This is a genomic window from Fimbriimonadales bacterium, assembly GCA_035559795.1.
GTDB lineage: Bacteria > Armatimonadota > Fimbriimonadia > Fimbriimonadales > ATM1 > DATMAR01.
Map to the genome: position 1 here is coordinate 257,125 of DATMAR010000003.1, position 18,525 is coordinate 275,649.

Here is an 18,525-nt window from a genome sequence, read left to right on the forward strand (position 1 = left end):
TTTAATTTCATGACCGAATTTCCAGAACCATCATGGCTCGGAATGTTCGCTGGTGTCTTAGGGCGTACGTTCGTTTTTCTTGCGATGGCCGCGTATTTCCTGAGCGCATTCACTTGGGTCGTCGGAGGCAAAAAAGACTCGAATCGAATCGGAGTAGCGCTCTTTTGGTTGGGAATGGGTTTCGTTGTTGCGACTTTTGCGATTCATGTCACCCTTTTGCTAACGAGACAATATCAGTACTTTTATGTTTTCACCAATACGCAAAACGATATGCCATTCGCCTATCGTTTGAGCGCCGCATGGGCTGCGCAAGAAGGAAGTTTTCTTTTATGGACACTCACGAGTGCACTTTTCACCGCGATTGCAGCAAAAGCGACAGGGAAATATCGAAAAGGTTATACGATAGCCGCGAGCGTTGTGCTTATCGTTATGTTAGGGATATTGGCATATGAATCTCCTTTTAAATTAATCCCTTTAGAAAAAGAGTTGCTTGCTGAATTGCCGAAGGGGCAAACGATGGTGATGCCCGTTGACGGCATGGGATTGAATCCAGTTTTGCAAAATTATTGGATGGTCATTCATCCCTGGGTGATTTTTTTGGGATTCGGAAGTTTATTGGTTTTATTCGCCTGGTCTGTCTCCGCACTGTTTTCTCGAGATTTCAAATCGTGGATTCCTACAATTCGTCCTTGGGCGATTTTTTCTATGTTAAGCACGGGAATCGGATTGACGATGGGGGGGCTTTGGGCATACGAAACTTTAGGATGGGGGGGATTCTGGGCGTGGGACCCGGTGGAAAACGTCAGCCTCGTTCCTTTTCTCGGCGCAACCGCCTTTGTACATAGTCTCTATGTTCAAACACGACGCGCAGTTTGGGCTCGATGGAACCTACTTTTCGGAGCATTGCCCTTCTTTTGGTTCGTTTATGGAACGTATCTAACGCGGAGCGGTGCGCTCACCAACGTAAGCGTACATAGTTTTGCGAAAATGGACGAAAAGGCGCATGTCGTTTTATTGACATTTGTAATTGCTCTGTCCTCATACTTACTCTTTCACGCTTTTCGCGCTTTCACGAAACCGATTCCGGAAACCGAAAACTCCACAGGCGATAGAGGAATAGGATTCGCTATCGGGATTGCGATGCTGTATGGCGTTGCACTGATGGCGGCAATCGGAATGTCCGTGCCATTTTTCGCCGCGCTTTTCGGGCAAACGAAAGAGGTCGTCAAGGAAAGCGTTTATAACAAAATTGTCGTTTATCCTTTCATTCCTGCAATGATTGCAATGGCAATCGTTCCATTTTTAGGCTGGAAAAAAACGAAAGCGAAACGCTGGCAGACTCTTTCGAACCTATTCTTTCTCACCACGCTCCTTTTCGGCGGTGTGGTTTTCGCTTTAGTTTTTTCCGGTCTCACCATGGACGGCACGAAGAAAATGCCCGTCGCATCTCTAATGCTTTTCTTTGCGCTAATTTGGATTTGCATGTTTAGTTTGGTTGCAAACGGGGCACGTGCGTGGGAGCGAATCTGGAATCGTGCAGGGAGAATCGGTCCATTCCTCACGCATATGGGAGTTGCGCTTTTGCTTTTAGGTCTGATCGTTTCACGCGCATTCGAAAAGACCGCTGAAGGTGCTGTAGCAAATTCGAGTCCATTACAGTTGATTGCAGGACCTGCGAAATATTTGGCAGTATTAGAAAAACAACCTACTGTTCGAGAATTATTAACTCGCGAAAATAGACTTCGAATGAGTTTGATCGATCTTGTAAAGACGAACCGTAAAATCACTTTCGAACCCATTGTGTATTTCATCTTGCCCATGAACCGTGATGAGCAACCGCAGGCTGTGATAAGACCATATATACATCGCGATTGGTTTTATGATTTGTATTTGACGGTCGGTGGGCCTCAAGCAGGCTATGCCACGAATATCGAATTAAAACCGGGGGAAAAGAAAGTTCTCGATGATTTCACGCTGGAATATCTCGAAAAAACACGATCCGGGCAGCCGGGACAACCGGGAACCCGGTTCGGTGTGAGAGTTCGGGTGACATATCGAGGAAACACCGTACTTGCCCATCCGGAAATCGAGATAGGTGAGGAAGGTCGAATGATTCGACACCAATCTCCCGTTTCTGACGAACTTTTGCTCTCTCTGGACGCCCTTCGTGCAGAAGACCACACCGCAGTGCTTTCTTTGAATTATCCAGAGCCCTACTATCCGGTGGAGTTTTTCTTCAAGCCGCTCACGATATTGGTTTGGTTAGGAGCAGGTATCATGACGCTCGGTGGGTTTTTGGCAATCGGAAGAAGCCGATATGAACTCCGCAAGGCATCGGAAAGCGAAGATGCGATTCATCAAACTTTTGAAATCGAAGATTCATCACGCGAGAGTGACGTACTCCAATCCGGAATACGTCGGTAGTCTGGAATTGGACGGCGAACTCATGCGTCGCGTCGGTTTGCGCGAAGGAGAATACGTCGCAGTCTGGAACGTAGAAAGCGGAGATCGTTTCGAGACCTACGTCTTCGCGGGTGGCAAAGGAGTCGTGGGTGTAAATGGTGCGGCAGCGCATCGAGCGAAAGTCGGTGACAGGCTCATCATCGCTGCGTTCACATGGACGGACGAAGAAATCATTCCCCAAGTGGTTTTGTTAGGAGAGAAGAACGAGATTCTCAAAGACCTGACACCTACTCCACATGGATGACCTTCTCTCGATTTTAGAAGAGACGGGAGCGATTCTCAAAGGTCATTTCATTCTTTCTTCTGGACGCCATAGCGATACGTATTTCGAAAAATTTCGTCTTTTAGAGCGCCCGGAAATCGTAGAGAAACTTTGCTGTGAAATCGCCTCTTTTTTTCAAGAATCCGGAACGAGCGTCGTTGCAGGACCTACAACGGGGGGGATTATCATTGCTTACGAAGTTGCAAAGCAAATGAAATCTCGCGCGGTCTACATCGAAAGAGAGGGGGGGCAGAGAGTTTTAAGGCGAGGTTTCTCGCTTTCCCCGGAAGATAGGATTTTAGTAGTAGATGACGTGTTGACGACGGGCAAAAGCATTTTCGAAGTCCTCGAGTGTTTGAAAGGTTCGGGCGCAAAAGTTTCTGGAGTAGCGGTTTTGGTGGATCGAAGCGAAGAGAAAGTAGATTTCGGAGTCCCGTTCTATTCCGTAATCAGAGTAGAGGCAAGAAGCTGGGCTCCGGACGAGGTTCCCGATTGGCTCGCGAAGATTCCGGTGGAAGAACCGGGCTCGAGACGTTTATAGAGAGACATCCCTCGTGGTAGTGTTAAAAAGATAAGAACTAACGCGTGCTGAACCTGAGCCGAAGTGGCGGAACGGTAGACGCGGCGGTCTCAAAAACCGTTGAGGGCAACCTCATGAGGGTTCGATTCCCTCCTTCGGCACCACTCATCGTCTTTCCTTCAACGTGGTCGTGGCGTCTCCTGAAACGAATCGCCAAGACGAAAGCACGGGAATGTAGGTTATGCCGGGTTTTATATGGTTAGGAAATATCCGAAAGCGAAGTGGGAAGAATGGGAAGTAGAATTTTTTCCCGCTCCCTTTCGCCCCCCCACACCGGCGAGTTATGTGCTCGTTTTTTTATGGAAGGGAGACAAAACCCTGCTCAGTTACATTCCCGAGCGAGGATGGTGTATTCCGGGGGGGAAAGTCAAGACGAATGAAGATTCTCGCGATGCTGCAATTCGTGAAGCCTACGAAGAGACCGGAGCGAAGATAGCAGACATACAATTCATGGGCTCTTACAAACTTTCGAAAAACGGGGAGGTTCGATGGGCAGACGTCTACACTTCCAAAATTACGGAACTCGACGAAATCCCTGAAGGTAGCGAAGCGACGAATCGAGGCTTTTATTCGCTGGAAGAAATCCCGCATGTGTATTTTGCATGGAATCCCCTTTTCGAAATTCTTTTTCTTGAATCTTTCGAAAAATTAAAGTAATGAGCCGGCAATTAATACCGGCTCTGGAGGAGACACAGGCGGCACCGACCTCACCAGATGTCCGCTAGGGCGTCTCTTAGCAAGTTATAGGCTCCGAAAATCGCTGCCCCGGCAACTGCGAGTGCTACGATGGAAAAAAGTGTCATAACTCGGGTTCCTCCTCTGCGTTGCTCAAGAAATTCATTCCGCAATCGAAGGAAAACCTGAGAACAAAAAGCCCGAAGAATTACGCGTTAAGAACGAAAACGAGCAGGTTTACGGTCGGTGGTTTTACGGTCATCCAATAGGAAAGCTTCTTCTTGCATGTGCAAAAAGAAAATCCTCGCATGAACATAGCCTCTCTTTGACTGGAAATTGTTCGGGTAAAAACAGTGTATAATTCCATGAGCGCAGTGCCGCAGCGCAAATACATCTTCGTGACGGGTGGCGTCGTTAGCTCTATCGGGAAAGGAATTGCCACGGCGAGTTTAGGACGCCTCCTGAGAAACAGGGGATTTACCGTAGCCCCTATCAAACTCGACCCCTATCTCAACGTAGACGCCGGCACGATGAACCCTTATCAACACGGCGAGGTTTTTGTCACGGAAGATGGTGCAGAAACCGACCTCGACCTCGGCCACTATGAAAGGTTCACCGATTCCAATGGAAGCCGTCTGAGTTGCGTGACGGCTGGCTCCGTATACCAAGCCGTTATCGAAAAAGAAAGAAGAGGAGATTATCTCGGCTCCACGGTGCAGGTAATTCCGCACATCACCAACGAAATCAAAGAACGGATTCGCGCTGTGGGCGAAAAAGACGAGGTGGATTTCGTTTTAGCCGAAATCGGAGGAACGGTCGGCGATATAGAAGGACTTCCCTTTTTGGAAGCAATTCGACAATTCAAAAAAGATGTCGGAGCCGAAAACGTGATGTATATCCACGTCACGCTAATACCGAGCCTCGCTCCTTGGGGCGAAATTAAAACGAAACCCACTCAACACAGCGTAATTAAATTGCGCGAAATCGGTATCGCTCCTGACGTCTTGATCTGCCGCACCGAAATGCCGATGACGACGGATGTAAAGGAGAAAATTTCCCTATTTTGCGATGTGGAACCAGAAGCAGTAATCGAATCCCTCACCGCGGAAACGATTTACGAAGTTCCTTTGATGTACGAGCGCGCTAGAGTGGGTGAACTCATTACGAAGCGTTTGCACCTCCCCCCGAATTCTCCGGATACGAGCGAATGGGAACGAATCGTAGAGGTATTGAAAAATCCAAAACGTCGTTGCAAGATAGGAGTTATCGGAAAATATGTTGCCAACGGCGATGCATACCGTTCGATTGCCGAAGCGCTCATTCATGCTGGTATTCCTCACGAATCGCAGGTAGATATCATTTGGATTGAAGCGGATGAGGTTGCACGCGTAGGGCCAGAAGAAATTTTGGGGAATTTGGATGGCATTGTCGTCGCTCCAGGTTTCGGAAGTCGAGGCGAAGAAGGAAAGATACAAGCGATTCGTTATGCGCGCGAGAACGGTTTGCCGTTTTTGGGAATTTGTTTAGGAATGCAGTTGGCGGTCGTGGAATTTGCAAGGAATGTTTGCGGGCTTCCCGATGCGGATTCCGAGGAGATGAACCCTAATACACCGCATCCCGTGATTCATCTACTGCCCGAACAGCAGGGAGTAGAGAAAAAGGGGGGGACGATGCGTTTAGGGAGTTATCCCTGCACCATCGAATCGAACACTTTGGCAGCGAAACTTTTCGGAACGAAACGGATTACGGAGCGTCATCGTCATCGCTACGAAGTGAACAACGATTATCGAGAAACCTTGCGAGAGCATGGGATGATTCCATGCGGTCTTTCGCCGGATTACCGTTTGGTGGAGATGATCGAATTGCGCGATCATCCCTATTTTATCGGAACGCAGGCTCATCCCGAATTCAAAAGCCGTCCGAATCGCCCACACCCACTCTTTGCAGGCTTAGTAGAAGCAGCACTGAAAAGACAAGAGCGAGCGGTCGTGGGTGCATAAGGTTTTAGAACTTATTCCGCTTCGTCTCACGCCTTACGACGCTCCTACAGAAGAAATCGCGTCTTACGGCGCTCCTACATTAAGCGTTCGGGAACACGAATACGTCGTCTCAAGTTTCTCAATTCTCTCAATTTTCTCAATTCTCGCAATTCTCTCAATTCGTCTCAATACTTCTCAATTCCTCTGCAAAACCGTTTTCAGTCTCCAAATCTCTAATCCGCTCGGAAAAGCGTCGTTCCCTCGAAACTTCATTTCTTTTTCGTAAAGCGATTCGAAGCGAGAATCGGAATCGGGGTCTAAAGGATGTTTTTCCCCACGAATTAAAACTTTGTCGGCAACATCGGGATTTTTCAGCCAAGCCGTTGCGTCGTTTCGAGCGATGTTTTCGACTTGCGAAAGGGTTGCCACACCGCTGAAATCGAAAATCTTCACTTCGGGGGCGAAAAACCCTACCATTCCGATTTCCATCGTGCCCAATGCGTTTTTAGGTGGATGCATTCGAATATATTGTGCCGCTTCACGATATGCATCGAGACGAAAATCCTTTGCCGGAGCGCGCAGAAAAACAATCGCTAAAACGCCGAATAACACGGAAATAGCCGCAACGAATCGTGGTTCTAACGCAAACGGAAACAAAAATTCTGCACCTTTTACGGAAAGAAGAAGCATTACCATCGCATAGGGAACGAAATACCAATGATAATCCGGAATCCCTAAGAAAGAATAAAAAGCGAAATGCAGTATTGCGAATAATGTTAGTATCATTAATGCAATTGCTCGGCTTTTACTCGTATGCTCTTCTTTGTCTTTCCGAGTTATTCTCGAGAACAAGATAGCCCTTTTGATTAAAAGCGTCAATCCGATGCAAGCAAGAATAAAAAGAACAATCGCGAGCCATATTTGTCCGAAGAAAACCTCTACTATCCATTTCGGGGCACGCAAATAATATGGCGCGGACCAATATATCGTCCCCCCCTGCGCCATCTTCGATACGAGTGTCGTGGGGATCGTCGTTCCATAATAAAATCCGGAAAAGACGAGCCAAGGACCCAACACTAAGACTAAAGGGACGACGAAGCGAAAAAGCAAGGTCTTTCTTTCCGATACTGGAGAATAGAAAAAAATATAAACCACCACTAACATCCAAAAAAGTATCGCATCATGACGCATGAGCACAGCGAACGCCGACAACCATGCAGAGAGCGTGAATTTATTAAGAGCAAAAGCCAAAGCACTCCAAATCAAAAGCGCCATAAGCGGAACGGTTTCGATCCCTGCAGTAAAATGCACAATCGGGCTCGATATCGCAATCAGCCCCCCCATAAGAGCGAAAGGGACCCTCTTCGAATCTTCCTCGGTGAGGAGCAACATTCCAATCGCAAATAAGGGCATACTCACCATGAAAAGAATCGCCGCGGAATTCAAACAAGCGCTTTCGATAGGCATTCCGAAAAGGGAGAGCGTCTTCGCCAAGAAAAACGTCAGCAAAAGATTGAGAGGCGATGTGCACGGCTGAACTCCTGTTTCGCCCGGGTTGAAACGAAGCCCTTCCCCTTCTAAAGCGTGCCGAAGCACCCGTAACAGAATAAAGGCATCGTCGCTAAGGGCGTTCCTCCCTTGGATTCCTGCATATATCCCGCTCACCCCCAGAACGAGAATAGGCAGGACGACGTAGACGAGCCTCACTTTCTGCGGATTTTACGCCTTTCCAAAAAAGTTGTAGGGAAAATAAAAGAATTTAGAAACGCTAAATACTTGTAAAAGCGTCTATCTTTTATCAGGATAAATATGACAAAAATCAGACAAGAAAAAGCCTGGTCAAAGGATAAAAAGTAGAAATCCCTCGGGTACTTTGGGAACTTATACCAGGTTGGGAGGCGTCAAAAAGATTAGAGAAAATAAAAAAACGTTTTAATACAACTCCCTCCAAGTAGCCCCTCTCCTCCCAAGCGGAGGCCCCGGTAAACCCCCTCCATCCGGGGCCTCTTTCTTTAAATTGGCTTTCTAATCTATTTGCATGGGTTTCAGGTCTTCGCTGACATCGAAGGGGGCGGTAAAGGCTCTTAGTTCCTCGATTGTGGTGTCGGGATGGATTTCTTTGAGAACGAGCCCTCCTCCTTTTTTGAAATCGAAGACCCCTTTTTCCGTAATGGTGCGATGGACTACCCCTTTGCCGGTCAACGGTAGGCGACATTCTGGGAGAATTTTGGGAGAGCCGTCTTTTGCCGTGTGGGTCATGATTACCACTACCCTTCTCGCCCCTGCTACCAAATCCATTGCTCCTCCCATCCCTTTGACCATTTTCCCCGGGATCATGTAGTTCGCCAGGTCCCCATTTACGGAGACCTCGAGCCCACCAAGAATCGTGAGATCTATATGCCCTCCTCGAATCATGGCGAAACTTTCGGCACTGCTGAAAAAGCAAGCGCCCGGAACTATAGTTACCGTTTGTTTACCCGCGTTGATTAAATCCGGGTCCACTTCATCTCTTTTTGGAAAAGGTCCTAAGCCCAAAAGGCCGTTTTCTGATTGGAAAATGATGTCCATGCCTTCAGGGATGTAATTCGCTACGAGGGTCGGCATCCCTATGCCTAAGTTCACATACATCCCATTTTTGAGTTCCTTCGCCGCTCTGCGAACGATGATTTCTCTTGGGTCCATAGTGCAAAGGGGAGATTACCCGAATCATAGGATAATCTAACAGAATCGTGGTCATGCAAGGGGAAGCTGGAACGAGCCGAAATCCCGTCTCCGTGGTGAAAACCTATCTCGAAATGATCAAGGTAGAGCACTCGATATTCGCTCTACCGTTCGCAATGATGGGGATGATGTATGCGGCGAATGGGTTTCCAGGATGGAGGATTTTCTTTTGGATTCTCGTCGCGATGATAAGCGCGCGCACAGCGGCTATGACATTCAACCGAATTGCGGACTGGAAATACGATGCATTGAATCCACGAACGGCATCGCGAGCGATTCCATCCGGAACACTAAAATTACATCATGCATGGTCGTTTTTTATCGTCGCGTGTTTCGTATTTTTCGCAGCAGCAGCGTCCTTGAACCGCCTTACCTTGATTCTTTCCCCGATTGCGCTTTTCGTTTTACTTTTCTATTCTTACACCAAACGATTCACATGGCTTTCTCATTTTTTCGTCGGTCTTTCTTTGGGATTAGCGCCTGCCGCCGCTTGGATTGCAGTGAAAGGTTCATTCGAATGGACTCCTGTGTTTTGGATTTTAGGAGTCACATTTTGGACTGGGGGATTCGACATTTTATATTCGCTACAAGACGAAGAATTCGACAGAAAGCACGGGTTACAGAGCATAACGGCGCGTTTCGGAAGAGTCGCGGCGATACGTACGAGCCGGGTCGTTCACGCTCTCTCCGTGATTTTTTTTATCTTAGGGGGGGCTACGGTAGGAGCGGGTTTACCTTATTATTGCGGGGTGCTTTTCGCTGCGGGAGTTTTACTTTACGAACAGTCTCTCGTTTCGCCGGAAGATCTGAGCAAGTTGGATATCGCATTCTTCACACTCAATGGCTATGTGGCAATCGGGATGTTCTTTTTCGCACTTTTGGACGTGGGCGGGATAGGAACTTCCTTGCTTAAATAAGTTACGACTTTCTCATCGAAACGATGATGTCGTTTTTCTTTATTTTATCCACCACATCCATTCCTTTCACTACGCGACCGAATGCGCAATAATTTCCATCGAGCCGAAACGCATCCTTGCGAAGAATAAACATTTGAGAATCTCCGCCTACTTTCAAACCCGTGCTGGCGAGCCCGAGAGTACCGCGAGAGAATCGAATCCCCGTATCCTCGAAAGGAACATTTTTACCCGACCCCCCCGTTCCAATGGGATGTTTTGCTTTCGCAGGATTGCGCGAACCCGGATCGCCCCACTGCACCACCCAATCTTCTACACGATGAAACCTCTGACCGTCGTAGAATTTCTTATCGATCAAAGAGAGAATATGAGCCGTTGTTTTAGGAGCCTTCGAAGGATAAAGTTCGAGAACTACGGTTCCTCTATTCTTGATTTTCATCGTCACCTTGATATTTTTCGATACCGGTTTTTTCGGAACTACTTTAGGCTCGAGCGTTTGTACACTCCGTTGCTTCGGCACGCCGAAAGCGAAAATCGAAAATAAAAGCACGATTCCCGACAAAACGTAAACGGCTTTTCTCATACGAGAGGATTATACACGCTTATGCCATACTGATTTCTGGCGTGCCTAACGCTGGCTCTCAGGAAAAAACTCTTCGTCTACCCATGCCGTTGCAGGCACTTCGGCATCGGGATTTTCGTTTATGGTGGATTGGCGCTTTTCTTTCCTTTGTCGGAACTTGGGTGCAGAACACGGGACAGCAGTGGTTGGTTTACGAACTCACAGGTAGCGAAACGGCGTTAGGTTTATTGACGTTTCTCCAATCCGCTCCGATGTTTCTTTTAGGTCCCTTGGGGGGATGGCTCGCAGACCACTGCAACAAGCGAATCGTTTTAATCACCGCTTCTTCTATTTTCGCATTATCTGCGTTCATGCTCGCCATCGCAGTTTGGACGAATCAGATAAGTTTTTTTCTCATAGCGATTTTCGCATTAGTGAACGGATGCACTGCCGTTATCGAAATCCCTACACGCCTTTCCACGATTGCTCAAATCGTTCCACAAGAGGAATTAGCGAACGCTTTGCCGCTGAATTCGGCGACATTCAACACAGCACGCGTCGTGGGTCCGGTAATTGGTGGAATTTTATTGAATGCCTTCGGAGCATCGGTTTGCTATTTCGTAAACGGGATAAGTTATGCAGCGATTATTCTTGCGCTTTTGGCAATTCAAGCCGACTTGCGCGCACCGCAACACGAATCGGCTCCCCTGTTCGAAACGCTTTTCGACGGCATCCGACATGTATTTCGTGAGAAGGCTTTTCTCATGCTCGTTTCGATGATGAGCACGACTTCGTTTTTCGGGATGTATTACCTTTCGCAAATTTCTTCCCTTGCGAAAGCGAGACTCCATTTAGCAGAGGGGGGATATTCCTTGCTCTTCACTTCTTCTGGAATCGGAGCGCTCGTGGGTTTGACATTATTAGCCACGACGAGCCATAAGCCTTATAAAGGGTTGGTCGTTTCCATTGCGATGCTGGGATTCGGTTGTTCGATGATAGGCTTGTCTTTGGTAACTTTGCCGGTTGCGGCTATGCTTTGCTTGGGGTTCATGGGAATGTTCGGAATTATGCAAATGGTGGGGACGAACACGTTACTGCAATACTACTCCCCCCCCGAATTGCGAGGAAGGGTGGTAGCGGTTCATGCTTGGTCGCTTTCCGGTCTCAGTCCTTTTGGAGCAATTCTATTCGGATGGATTGGTGAAAGAAGTGGCTTGGGGACTGCCTTTTCGATTAGCGGTTTCGTAATTGCAAGCATCGCTTTCTTAGTATTGTTATTCGGGGGGGCGATAAGGAGTTTGAGATAGGACTTCCACTTATCTTCGTTTTATCTTCTTTTTATCCTCGTTCCCAAACTCAGTTTGGGAACGTATTGGAGATAACTTCCATTCTATTTTCTAAACGTATGTTATAAACAGAAACTTACACATCTGTCGCTTCTCTCACATTCGGTTCCCCTTCGAGCGGAGCGAAGAGGGGGAACCTTCGAGGAGGGGGTAAAAAATATCTAGAAAAAAACACATTCTTGAGTTTATAGAACCCCTCCGTAAGGTTCACCTGCTTGCGCAAGGGGAAACGTTTTATGAATGACATCGATTTTTTCCTCGTATTACTCGTTCCCAAACTATGTTTGGGAACGTTATTTCGGTTCTTTCGAGCGAAGCTCAGAAATGAGTATTTTTATCCTCGTTCCCAAACACTGTTTGGGAACGCGTTATTCCCCAACTTCATCGAATCGCGTCTTATGGCGCTCCTACAATGAGCAATGAATTCACTTCATGTTTACGATTCTCTCGAATTCCGATCTATCTTTCGCTTTTGCGAGAGCATCGTCATAAGTAACGACTTTTTTCTTGACGAGATTTGCCAACGATTGGTCCAACGTCATCATTCCCATTCGGGTGCCCGTTTGAAGTATCGAATAAATCTGATACGTTTTATTTTCTCGAATCAAATTCCTAACCGCACCGACACCTGTTAAAACTTCGAAAGCCGCAACTCTTCCCTGCCCGTCCGCTCGACGAACCAAAGTCTGGGAAATCACACCTACTAAATTCACGGACAATTGCATTCTTATCTGCTGCTGTTGATGAATGGGAAAAACGTCTATGATTCTATCTATGGTCTGCACTGCGTCCGCAGTGTGAAGCGTTCCGAAAACTAATTGGCCCGTTTCTGCGGCAGTAATTGCGAGGTGAATGGTTTCCAAATCGCGCATCTCACCGACCAATATCACGTCGGGATCTTGTCGTAAAACGTATTTCAGTGCATTGGCGAAACTCAACGTATCGTTTTCGATTTCGCGCTGTCGAATAAGCGCTTTATCTTCTGTGTGAATGAATTCGATCGGGTCTTCCACCGTTACAATGTGACTGGCAAACTTGTGATTGATATAATCAATGCACGCAGCTTGCGTCGTAGACTTTCCACTTCCTGCGGGTCCCGTCATTAAAACGAAACCGCGCGGTCGTTCGCAAAAAGATTCGACGACTCGTGGAACACCTAACTCCTCGAACGTTTGAATTTTGCTGGGAATCACACGAAATGCCGCTTGCACGCATCCTCTTTGCCGATAGACATTCCCGCGAAAGCGTGCGAAACCAGGAATTTCGTAAGCGAAGTCCAATTCTAAATCTTTTTCGAACTTTCTTCTTTGCGATTCTGCAAGCAGTGAGAAGATCTCTGCTTTCGATGAGTCTGGGGTAAACGGCTCTTCATCCTCTAAACAAATAAGATCACCATGTACGCGAACGTAGGGTTTCGATCCGGCTTTGATGTGCAAATCCGAACCTCCGAGCGCAACCGTACGATGCAGTAGATCGTCAATCCTACCCCCCGGCACCGGCGACCTCCGCAAGTCCTAAATTCAAGGCTCGTCTTTGAAATTCCAAAGGTGCTTGGCTTTTTGCCAACGCGTTTTCGTAATCGATTACGCCTTTTTTCAAAAGTTCTAACAAATGGCTGTCTAAAGTTTGCATTCCGTATTCCGCACCGGTTTGGATGTCCAAATACATTTGGTGAGTTTTTCCTTCACGGATAAGGCTTCGGATACTGTGAGTCGCTACCAACACTTCGAATGCCGCCACTCTTCCTTTACCGTCTTTTGTAGGAATTAATGTTTGGCTGAGGACGGCTTGTAAAGTTACGGAAAGTTGCGTACGGATTTGCGCTTGCTGATCGGGAGAAAACACATCCACGATGCGGTCGATCGTCTGCGCGGCATCTACTGTATGGAGCGTAGACATCACCAAGTGTCCGGTCTCGGCTGCTGTTATTGCGAGTTGAATCGTTTCCAAATCGCGCATTTCGCCTACTAAAATCACATCGGGATTTTGTCGCATGACATGTCGAAGTGCATCCGCATAACTATGCGTGTCAACCCCTAATTCACGCTGATTGATTACACTGATTTTGTCTTGGTGCATATATTCGATGGGGTCTTCGATGGTCATGATATGCGCGCGGCGGTTGGTGTTAATGTGTTCTACGATTGCGGCGAGAGTGGTGCTTTTGCCAGAGCCGGTTGGACCAGTTACCAAAATCAAACCGCGAGGGAGCATCGCCAACTGCTTAGCGACTTGTGGAACACCCAATTCATCAATCGTGCGAATTTTAAAAGGAATCATGCGAAAAACGCCATTGAGTGTTCCACGCGCCCAAAACATATTCACACGAAAACGACAAAGCCCCTCCACTTGATAGGATAGGTCGAGTTCTTTGAAACTTTCCAATTTCGCCCAGCGCTCTTCGTTCAAGATGCTTCTGAGCAGTTCTTCGACTTCCGTATCAGTAAGGGGGGGATAATTCATGCGCACGAGATTGCCATGAATCCGAAGCACGGGAGGTTGCCCTGCTTTGATATGTAGGTCGCTCGCGTCGCGTTCGACGAGTTCTTTCAGTAAGTCGTCAATGGAGAACCGCATCGTTTAGCGACGTAGCATCTGCCGTAATTCCGACACGATGCCGGCATAGTTTAATGCTGTCTCCTCTGTAATCACTCCTGCTTTGACGTATTTCATGAGGCTTTGGTTCATCGTTTGCATTCCCCAGAAATGCCCTTCGCTAATGGCATGATAAAGTTCTCCGAAATGCCCGTCTTCTATCATTTTCGAAACGGTCGGAGTGCAAATCATCACTTCACATGCACAAACACGTCCCGCGCCATCCGCTCGCGGAACTAACTTCTGCGATATTACTGCTCGAAGTGTCGAGGATAGACGCATGCATAAGTGATTTTTCTCGTGAGGAGGAAACATGTTTACGATTCGGTCGAGAGTTTCTGATGCGCTTGGCGTATGCACGGTCGAAAAAACTAGGTGTCCCGTTTCGCCTGCCTGAAGAGCAACGTTAAAAGTTTCAGGGTCGCGCATTTCGCCTACAAGGATAACGTCAGGGGCTTCGCGCAACGCAGCACGAATCGCAGAAAAGAAGTCCAGCGTGTCTATGTGGATTTCACGCTGGCTTACATGCGCCATTTTGTCTTCATGCACGAACTCGATAGGGTCTTCGATCGTAACGATATGGCAAGCCCGTGTGCGGTTGAGCAGGTCGATGACCGCAGCGAGTGAAGTGCTCTTCCCACAACCCGTTGGTCCTGTGAAAAGAACCAACCCTTGGCGATGTTTCGCAATCTCATTAAGAACAGGGGGAAGCCCGAGTTGCTCGATGGAGAGAATCTGCAAAGGAATCAATCGAAATGCCCCTGCCATCGTTCCTCGTTGGAAATAAAGGTTTGCGCGAATGCGCATTTTTTTCTCGACACTGAATGCCAAGTCCATCTCCAATGTCTCTTCGAACTTGTGAAGTTGTTTAGGAGACATTACGCTCGTAACCAAGCGTTGGGCCTCTTCCTCTGTAATTTCGTCCCAATCTCCTGGTAGGGGCTTTACGACAGCGTGCTGGCGGATTTTCGGCACTGAACCCGCCTTGACATAAAGGTCGGAAGCGTTCTCGTCGAACGCTATCATCAACAATTCGTGCAAAGTGGCTTCTGCGACTTTTGCCATGAGTAGTTACCTCTCGAAGGATGGTGATTTAAAGAGAACGCCGTGACGGTCTCAAAGCGAAGTATACCAACACCCCGGTTAGAATAGCCGCTGCTCCTATCCATACCCAGAGGAGGAAAGAACCGTCTGTTCGTTTGTTAGACGTAGTTGAAGCGTTTTTCGTTTGAGCAGCCTCGGGAATAGTCTCGGGAAAAGAGATTTTCGAGGGGTCTTGGGTCTTCAGCAAGATGCGATATTCCACAGTCTTGACCCCGGGATCGTACTGAGCTTCGATTTTCACACTTTCGTTCTCATAGCCTTTTACAGTCACTCCTTTCATAGGGATTTCCCCTTCGAAAATCACACCAATTGTGTGCACCGTATTCGGTGAAGGGGCTCCGGCGAATGCCTTCGCGATGGGCAGAATTCGAAAGACGCCTTTTTCTCGATCAATGAGAGAATCGATTGCAAAGCGCGCCATCAGGATTTTAATTTGCTTTCCCTGCTCGGTGCCGGTAGTCGTAAAGTCTATGCTGAGCCCTCGAATCGGAACACCCGCGTATTCGCCGATTTTCTCGCATTGCTCTTTTAGAAGTTTCGAGGGATATTTTTCGGAGACCATTCGCACCTGCACATAATCCGAACCGACGGGAGATTTCATCACCCAAATCATCACATCCGGTTTTCCTGTCAAAAATTGTGCGAGTAGAGTGTTCGGTGAAGCCACCAGGAGGGAAACGATGCTGAAAAGAAATAGCGAAACATACGACTGCGAATGTTTTCTTTTCTTTTCTCGCACCGAATCAGCGGAAATCCCTTTGAAGGGGTTCATCTTGAATCTAAGTTTTTTTCTCATTTTTTTAATAACAAATTAGCGAGCGAGTTTTTCTAAAATCTTTTTCCCCCCCTCGCTGCCGAGAAGGTAATTACAAGCTCGATCTGGATGAGGCATTATACCGAGAACATTTCCCTTTTCGTTCAAAATCCCTGCGATAGAGTGTATCGAACCGTTCGGATTCGCCTCCTCGGTTACTTCACCTTCTTTATTGCAATACACGAACGCAATCCTTCCTTCGCGCTCGAGTTTCGCAATGGTCTCTTCATCCGCCACATAACGACCTTCGTTATGAGCAATCGGCAACTTTATGACTCCTTCTATTCCTTTAGTCCAAAAAGAATTCTTGTTCACCGGTTTGATATATACATCCTTACAGATAAAACGACGCGAAGCGTTCCGAACTAACGCTCCCGGAAGAATATGCGCTTCTGTCAATATCTGAAAACCGTTACAAATCCCGATTACCGGCTTACCTTCTTCGGCGAAACGCTTTACTTCTTCGATCACCGGTGCGAGCGCTGCTAATGCGCCCCCCCTCAAATAATCTCCGTAGGTAAATCCACCTGGCAACAAAACGGCGTCGTAGCCTTCTAAAGATTTCGTCGTGAACCAAACATAATCTGCCTTCACGTTCAAATCGTCGTTGAGCGCATGATAGGCGTCCTGATCGCAATTGCTTCCCGGAGTCTGAATAATAGCGACTCTCACGAAACCTCCTCGATTTGGAACTCTTCGATAACGGGATTCACCAGCACTTTTCTCGCCATCTCTTCGACTTCACCAACGCTGCCGTCCGACAAAGAAAGTTCTATCACTTTGCCGATTCGGACGTCTTGTAACTGAGTGAAGCCTAAAGAACGTAGGGATTCCCCGACCGCTCTCCCCGCCGGGTCCAAAAGCCCCGGTTTAAGAGTGACCAAAACGCGGTATTTTTTCATACGAAAATTCTGACAGCGAACCGCAAATTTTCGCAGGATAGGACATGCAATTTCACGGAATGAAATACAGAAACAGAGGGGCAGCGATGATTCTTACGGCTACACTGTTACTTTTCGGGAGCATTTCCTATTCCGAGACCTCCCTACCGAGGTTGATTGATAAACCCCTCGCCGAGTATTACCAGCAAGCCCTCTCCGCGCATTATTCGGGAGAACCCCATAAAGCCCTCGCCATGCTCGAGTTGTTATTAATTCCGCCTGGAACAGAGGTCCACGCTGATTACAGTCCTCTCCCAGCAGAGGTTCGAAACGAGTTCAAAAAAGGTGTCGAGCGCGGCTTCGAGATGTGGAGAGAAGTCCTCGGAAACGATTTCCCGTTCCGCCTCACGAATAACCCAAAGGCGAAAGTAAAAATACAGTTCCTGGAAAAAGTGAGTCCTGAGCAAGACAACTGCAAAGGGGAAATCCGCTCGAAAAGGCGCATCCAATGGAACAAAGAAGTCCATTACGTGGAATTCACTGCTGATGTCCTCGTAGCAAAATACTCCACCAAAAATCACTGGATGGCTAGCGGAGAAGTGGCACAAATAATAGCCCATGAACTCGGTCATGCCATGGGGCTAGGGCATCCTAAGGGTATCGGTATGGTGATGGGTCCTGTGATCTTAGGCGACCCGATTACCCAAGTCCAGCCCCTCGAAGCCGAAAGTGTCATAGCATTCCGCCGAATTGTTCGCGGCACGGTGGACAGAATCAGCGCACAGGCTTCGAGTTCCCAACGCGCTTTGATAACTGTCATCGAGCGGTAGGAAATATTTCAATATTTCTAAGGCTAACCTAATTTATCATTAGGAATTTATCCTTTTTGCTTGAAATTTCTTTACTTTTCATCTCCGGTTAGTGTAAAACTCACTTCCGGAGACAAAAATGACAAATCCGATCGCACTTACCGAATCCGAACTCGTTCTTTTGGCTAAACGCGGTTCGAAAGAGGCTTTCGATAGGCTCGTGGGAAGATGCACCCCTGCGCTTCAGTCTTTCGCAAGGCGGTTTCTGAGAAATCCCGATGAGGCGGCTGACGCCGTTCAGGTCACGTGGGTCAAAGCGCATCGTTCCCTCGCAGAATTCGACACTTCCCGTCCTTTCCGTCCTTGGCTGTATCGGATTTGCGCCAATGTTTGCAGGGACATCGCTCGTCGCACTCACAAAGAAGAATCCCTGGATGACGTGTCTTATAAAATGGAAAGCCCTTGTCATCTCGAAGAAGGCTTAGAAGCGAACGAGGTGAAAAGGACGATCCTCCGAGCGATTCTCAAACTTCCGAAAAAATATCGAAAAATCTTCGCACTTCGACATTACGGCCAAATGGAAGTGGGTGAGATAGCGCAAAAACTCGGCACCCCCGAAGGCACGATTAAGAGTTGGCTCTTCAGAGCGAGGGCTTTGTTAAGAAAAGAGTTGGCAGAAGTAATGGCGTAATTTTTTTTATTGGTTCCCCCCCATCATAGGTTCTCCCTCTTCGCTCCGCTCGAAGGAAACCGGATTTTATTATCCTCCTTTTGACTTGTAAAGTGCATCTAATGTAAAAACGTGAAATATATTCAACGA

General features: G+C 47.6%; 18 protein-coding genes and 1 tRNA gene. 10 read left to right on the top strand and 9 right to left on the bottom strand.

Features of this window, described 5'->3' with window-relative positions:
- Positions 1–9 precede the first annotated feature (9 nt).
- The 6 genes from ccsA to VNK96_01810 all read left to right on the top strand — a co-directional run bounded on the left by ccsA (position 10) and on the right by VNK96_01810 (position 5,980).
- Positions 10–2,424, top strand: a complete 2,415-nt coding sequence (gene ccsA / locus VNK96_01785) for a cytochrome c biogenesis protein CcsA (protein ID HWP30446.1) — start codon at positions 10–12, stop codon at positions 2,422–2,424.
- Positions 2,393–2,707, top strand: coding sequence for an aspartate 1-decarboxylase (locus VNK96_01790; protein ID HWP30447.1), 315 nt, complete (start codon positions 2,393–2,395; stop codon positions 2,705–2,707). The genes ccsA and VNK96_01790 overlap by 32 nt, the downstream gene beginning before the upstream one ends.
- Positions 2,700–3,266 (top strand): orotate phosphoribosyltransferase, encoded by a 567-nt coding sequence (gene pyrE, locus VNK96_01795; GenBank protein HWP30448.1) that lies wholly within the window; start codon positions 2,700–2,702, stop codon positions 3,264–3,266. The genes VNK96_01790 and pyrE overlap by 8 nt, the downstream gene beginning before the upstream one ends.
- 57 nt (positions 3,267–3,323) lie before the next feature.
- A tRNA-Leu gene (locus VNK96_01800) sits at positions 3,324–3,409 on the top strand.
- 91 nt (positions 3,410–3,500) lie between these two features.
- The gene (locus tag VNK96_01805; GenBank protein HWP30449.1) at positions 3,501–3,962 is read left to right on the top strand and encodes an NUDIX domain-containing protein; all 462 of its coding nucleotides are present in this window, start codon (positions 3,501–3,503) and stop codon (positions 3,960–3,962) included.
- 383 nt (positions 3,963–4,345) lie between these two features.
- Complete coding sequence (locus tag VNK96_01810) at positions 4,346–5,980, top strand: CTP synthase (protein ID HWP30450.1); 1,635 nt, start codon at positions 4,346–4,348, stop codon at positions 5,978–5,980.
- Positions 5,981–6,154: 174 nt separating this feature from the next.
- Here VNK96_01810 and VNK96_01815 read toward each other — a convergent pair whose 3' ends face one another.
- Together VNK96_01815 and VNK96_01820 are read right to left on the bottom strand one after the other, a co-directional pair.
- Positions 6,155–7,666: a hypothetical protein gene (locus VNK96_01815; protein ID HWP30451.1), complete on the bottom strand. Its 1,512-nt coding sequence runs from the start codon at positions 7,664–7,666 to the stop codon at positions 6,155–6,157.
- A gap of 318 nt (positions 7,667–7,984) precedes the next feature.
- Positions 7,985–8,641 (bottom strand): CoA transferase subunit B, encoded by a 657-nt coding sequence (locus VNK96_01820; protein HWP30452.1) that lies wholly within the window; start codon positions 8,639–8,641, stop codon positions 7,985–7,987.
- Positions 8,642–8,694: 53 nt separating this feature from the next.
- Between VNK96_01820 and VNK96_01825 the strand changes: the two genes are divergently transcribed.
- Positions 8,695–9,597 (top strand): UbiA-like polyprenyltransferase, encoded by a 903-nt coding sequence (locus VNK96_01825; GenBank protein ID HWP30453.1) that lies wholly within the window; start codon positions 8,695–8,697, stop codon positions 9,595–9,597.
- A 1-nt stretch (position 9,598) separates the two neighbouring features.
- On the opposite strand, the gene VNK96_01830 is transcribed toward VNK96_01825, so the two are convergent.
- Positions 9,599–10,177 carry a peptidylprolyl isomerase gene (locus tag VNK96_01830; GenBank protein HWP30454.1) on the bottom strand — a complete coding sequence of 193 codons (579 nt, stop codon included), beginning with the start codon at positions 10,175–10,177 and terminating at the stop codon, positions 9,599–9,601.
- Between the two features lie 83 nt (positions 10,178–10,260).
- On the opposite strand from VNK96_01830, the gene VNK96_01835 reads away from it, so the two are divergent.
- Positions 10,261–11,463, top strand: coding sequence for an MFS transporter (locus VNK96_01835; protein ID HWP30455.1), 1,203 nt, complete (start codon positions 10,261–10,263; stop codon positions 11,461–11,463).
- A gap of 464 nt (positions 11,464–11,927) precedes the next feature.
- Here VNK96_01835 and VNK96_01840 read toward each other — a convergent pair whose 3' ends face one another.
- The 6 genes from VNK96_01840 to purS are packed head-to-tail and all read right to left on the bottom strand — an operon-like array spanning position 11,928 to position 16,917.
- Positions 11,928–12,998 (bottom strand): type IV pilus twitching motility protein PilT, encoded by a 1,071-nt coding sequence (locus VNK96_01840; protein ID HWP30456.1) that lies wholly within the window; start codon positions 12,996–12,998, stop codon positions 11,928–11,930.
- Positions 12,985–14,079: a type IV pilus twitching motility protein PilT gene (locus VNK96_01845; protein ID HWP30457.1), complete on the bottom strand. Its 1,095-nt coding sequence runs from the start codon at positions 14,077–14,079 to the stop codon at positions 12,985–12,987. The genes VNK96_01840 and VNK96_01845 overlap by 14 nt, the downstream gene beginning before the upstream one ends.
- Positions 14,080–14,082: 3 nt before the next feature.
- Complete coding sequence (locus VNK96_01850; protein ID HWP30458.1) at positions 14,083–15,162, bottom strand: type IV pilus twitching motility protein PilT; 1,080 nt, start codon at positions 15,160–15,162, stop codon at positions 14,083–14,085.
- A gap of 28 nt (positions 15,163–15,190) precedes the next feature.
- The gene (locus tag VNK96_01855; GenBank protein HWP30459.1) at positions 15,191–15,997 is read right to left on the bottom strand and encodes a hypothetical protein; all 807 of its coding nucleotides are present in this window, start codon (positions 15,995–15,997) and stop codon (positions 15,191–15,193) included.
- A gap of 15 nt (positions 15,998–16,012) precedes the next feature.
- A complete protein-coding gene (purQ, locus tag VNK96_01860) occupies positions 16,013–16,687 on the bottom strand; it encodes a phosphoribosylformylglycinamidine synthase I (GenBank protein ID HWP30460.1) in 675 nt (224 codons plus the stop codon).
- On the bottom strand, positions 16,684–16,917 hold the full coding sequence (purS, locus tag VNK96_01865) for a phosphoribosylformylglycinamidine synthase subunit PurS (GenBank protein HWP30461.1): 234 nt from the start codon (positions 16,915–16,917) through the stop codon (positions 16,684–16,686). The genes purQ and purS overlap by 4 nt, the downstream gene beginning before the upstream one ends.
- A gap of 59 nt (positions 16,918–16,976) precedes the next feature.
- Between purS and VNK96_01870 the strand changes: the two genes are divergently transcribed.
- Together VNK96_01870 and VNK96_01875 are read left to right on the top strand one after the other, a co-directional pair.
- Positions 16,977–17,726 (top strand): matrixin family metalloprotease, encoded by a 750-nt coding sequence (locus VNK96_01870; protein ID HWP30462.1) that lies wholly within the window; start codon positions 16,977–16,979, stop codon positions 17,724–17,726.
- Between the two features lie 118 nt (positions 17,727–17,844).
- Complete coding sequence (locus tag VNK96_01875) at positions 17,845–18,396, top strand: RNA polymerase sigma factor (protein ID HWP30463.1); 552 nt, start codon at positions 17,845–17,847, stop codon at positions 18,394–18,396.
- Positions 18,397–18,525: the final 129 nt, after the last annotated feature.

Coding starts and splice junctions, on each gene's coding strand:
- VNK96_01870 (HWP30462.1), top strand. CDS start 16,977: ATGAAATACAGAAACAGAGGGGCAGCGATGATTCTTACGGCTACACTG.
- VNK96_01830 (HWP30454.1), bottom strand. CDS start 10,177: ATGAGAAAAGCCGTTTACGTTTTGTCGGGAATCGTGCTTTTATTTTCG.
- ccsA (HWP30446.1), top strand. CDS start 10: ATGACCGAATTTCCAGAACCATCATGGCTCGGAATGTTCGCTGGTGTC.
- VNK96_01845 (HWP30457.1), bottom strand. CDS start 14,079: ATGCGGTTCTCCATTGACGACTTACTGAAAGAACTCGTCGAACGCGAC.
- VNK96_01820 (HWP30452.1), bottom strand. CDS start 8,641: ATGGACCCAAGAGAAATCATCGTTCGCAGAGCGGCGAAGGAACTCAAA.
- purS (HWP30461.1), bottom strand. CDS start 16,917: ATGAAAAAATACCGCGTTTTGGTCACTCTTAAACCGGGGCTTTTGGAC.
- VNK96_01875 (HWP30463.1), top strand. CDS start 17,845: ATGACAAATCCGATCGCACTTACCGAATCCGAACTCGTTCTTTTGGCT.
- VNK96_01855 (HWP30459.1), bottom strand. CDS start 15,997: ATGAGAAAAAAACTTAGATTCAAGATGAACCCCTTCAAAGGGATTTCC.
- VNK96_01810 (HWP30450.1), top strand. CDS start 4,346: ATGAGCGCAGTGCCGCAGCGCAAATACATCTTCGTGACGGGTGGCGTC.
- VNK96_01850 (HWP30458.1), bottom strand. CDS start 15,162: ATGGCAAAAGTCGCAGAAGCCACTTTGCACGAATTGTTGATGATAGCG.
- VNK96_01835 (HWP30455.1), top strand. CDS start 10,261: ATGCCGTTGCAGGCACTTCGGCATCGGGATTTTCGTTTATGGTGGATT.
- VNK96_01825 (HWP30453.1), top strand. CDS start 8,695: ATGCAAGGGGAAGCTGGAACGAGCCGAAATCCCGTCTCCGTGGTGAAA.
- pyrE (HWP30448.1), top strand. CDS start 2,700: ATGGATGACCTTCTCTCGATTTTAGAAGAGACGGGAGCGATTCTCAAA.
- VNK96_01805 (HWP30449.1), top strand. CDS start 3,501: ATGGTTAGGAAATATCCGAAAGCGAAGTGGGAAGAATGGGAAGTAGAA.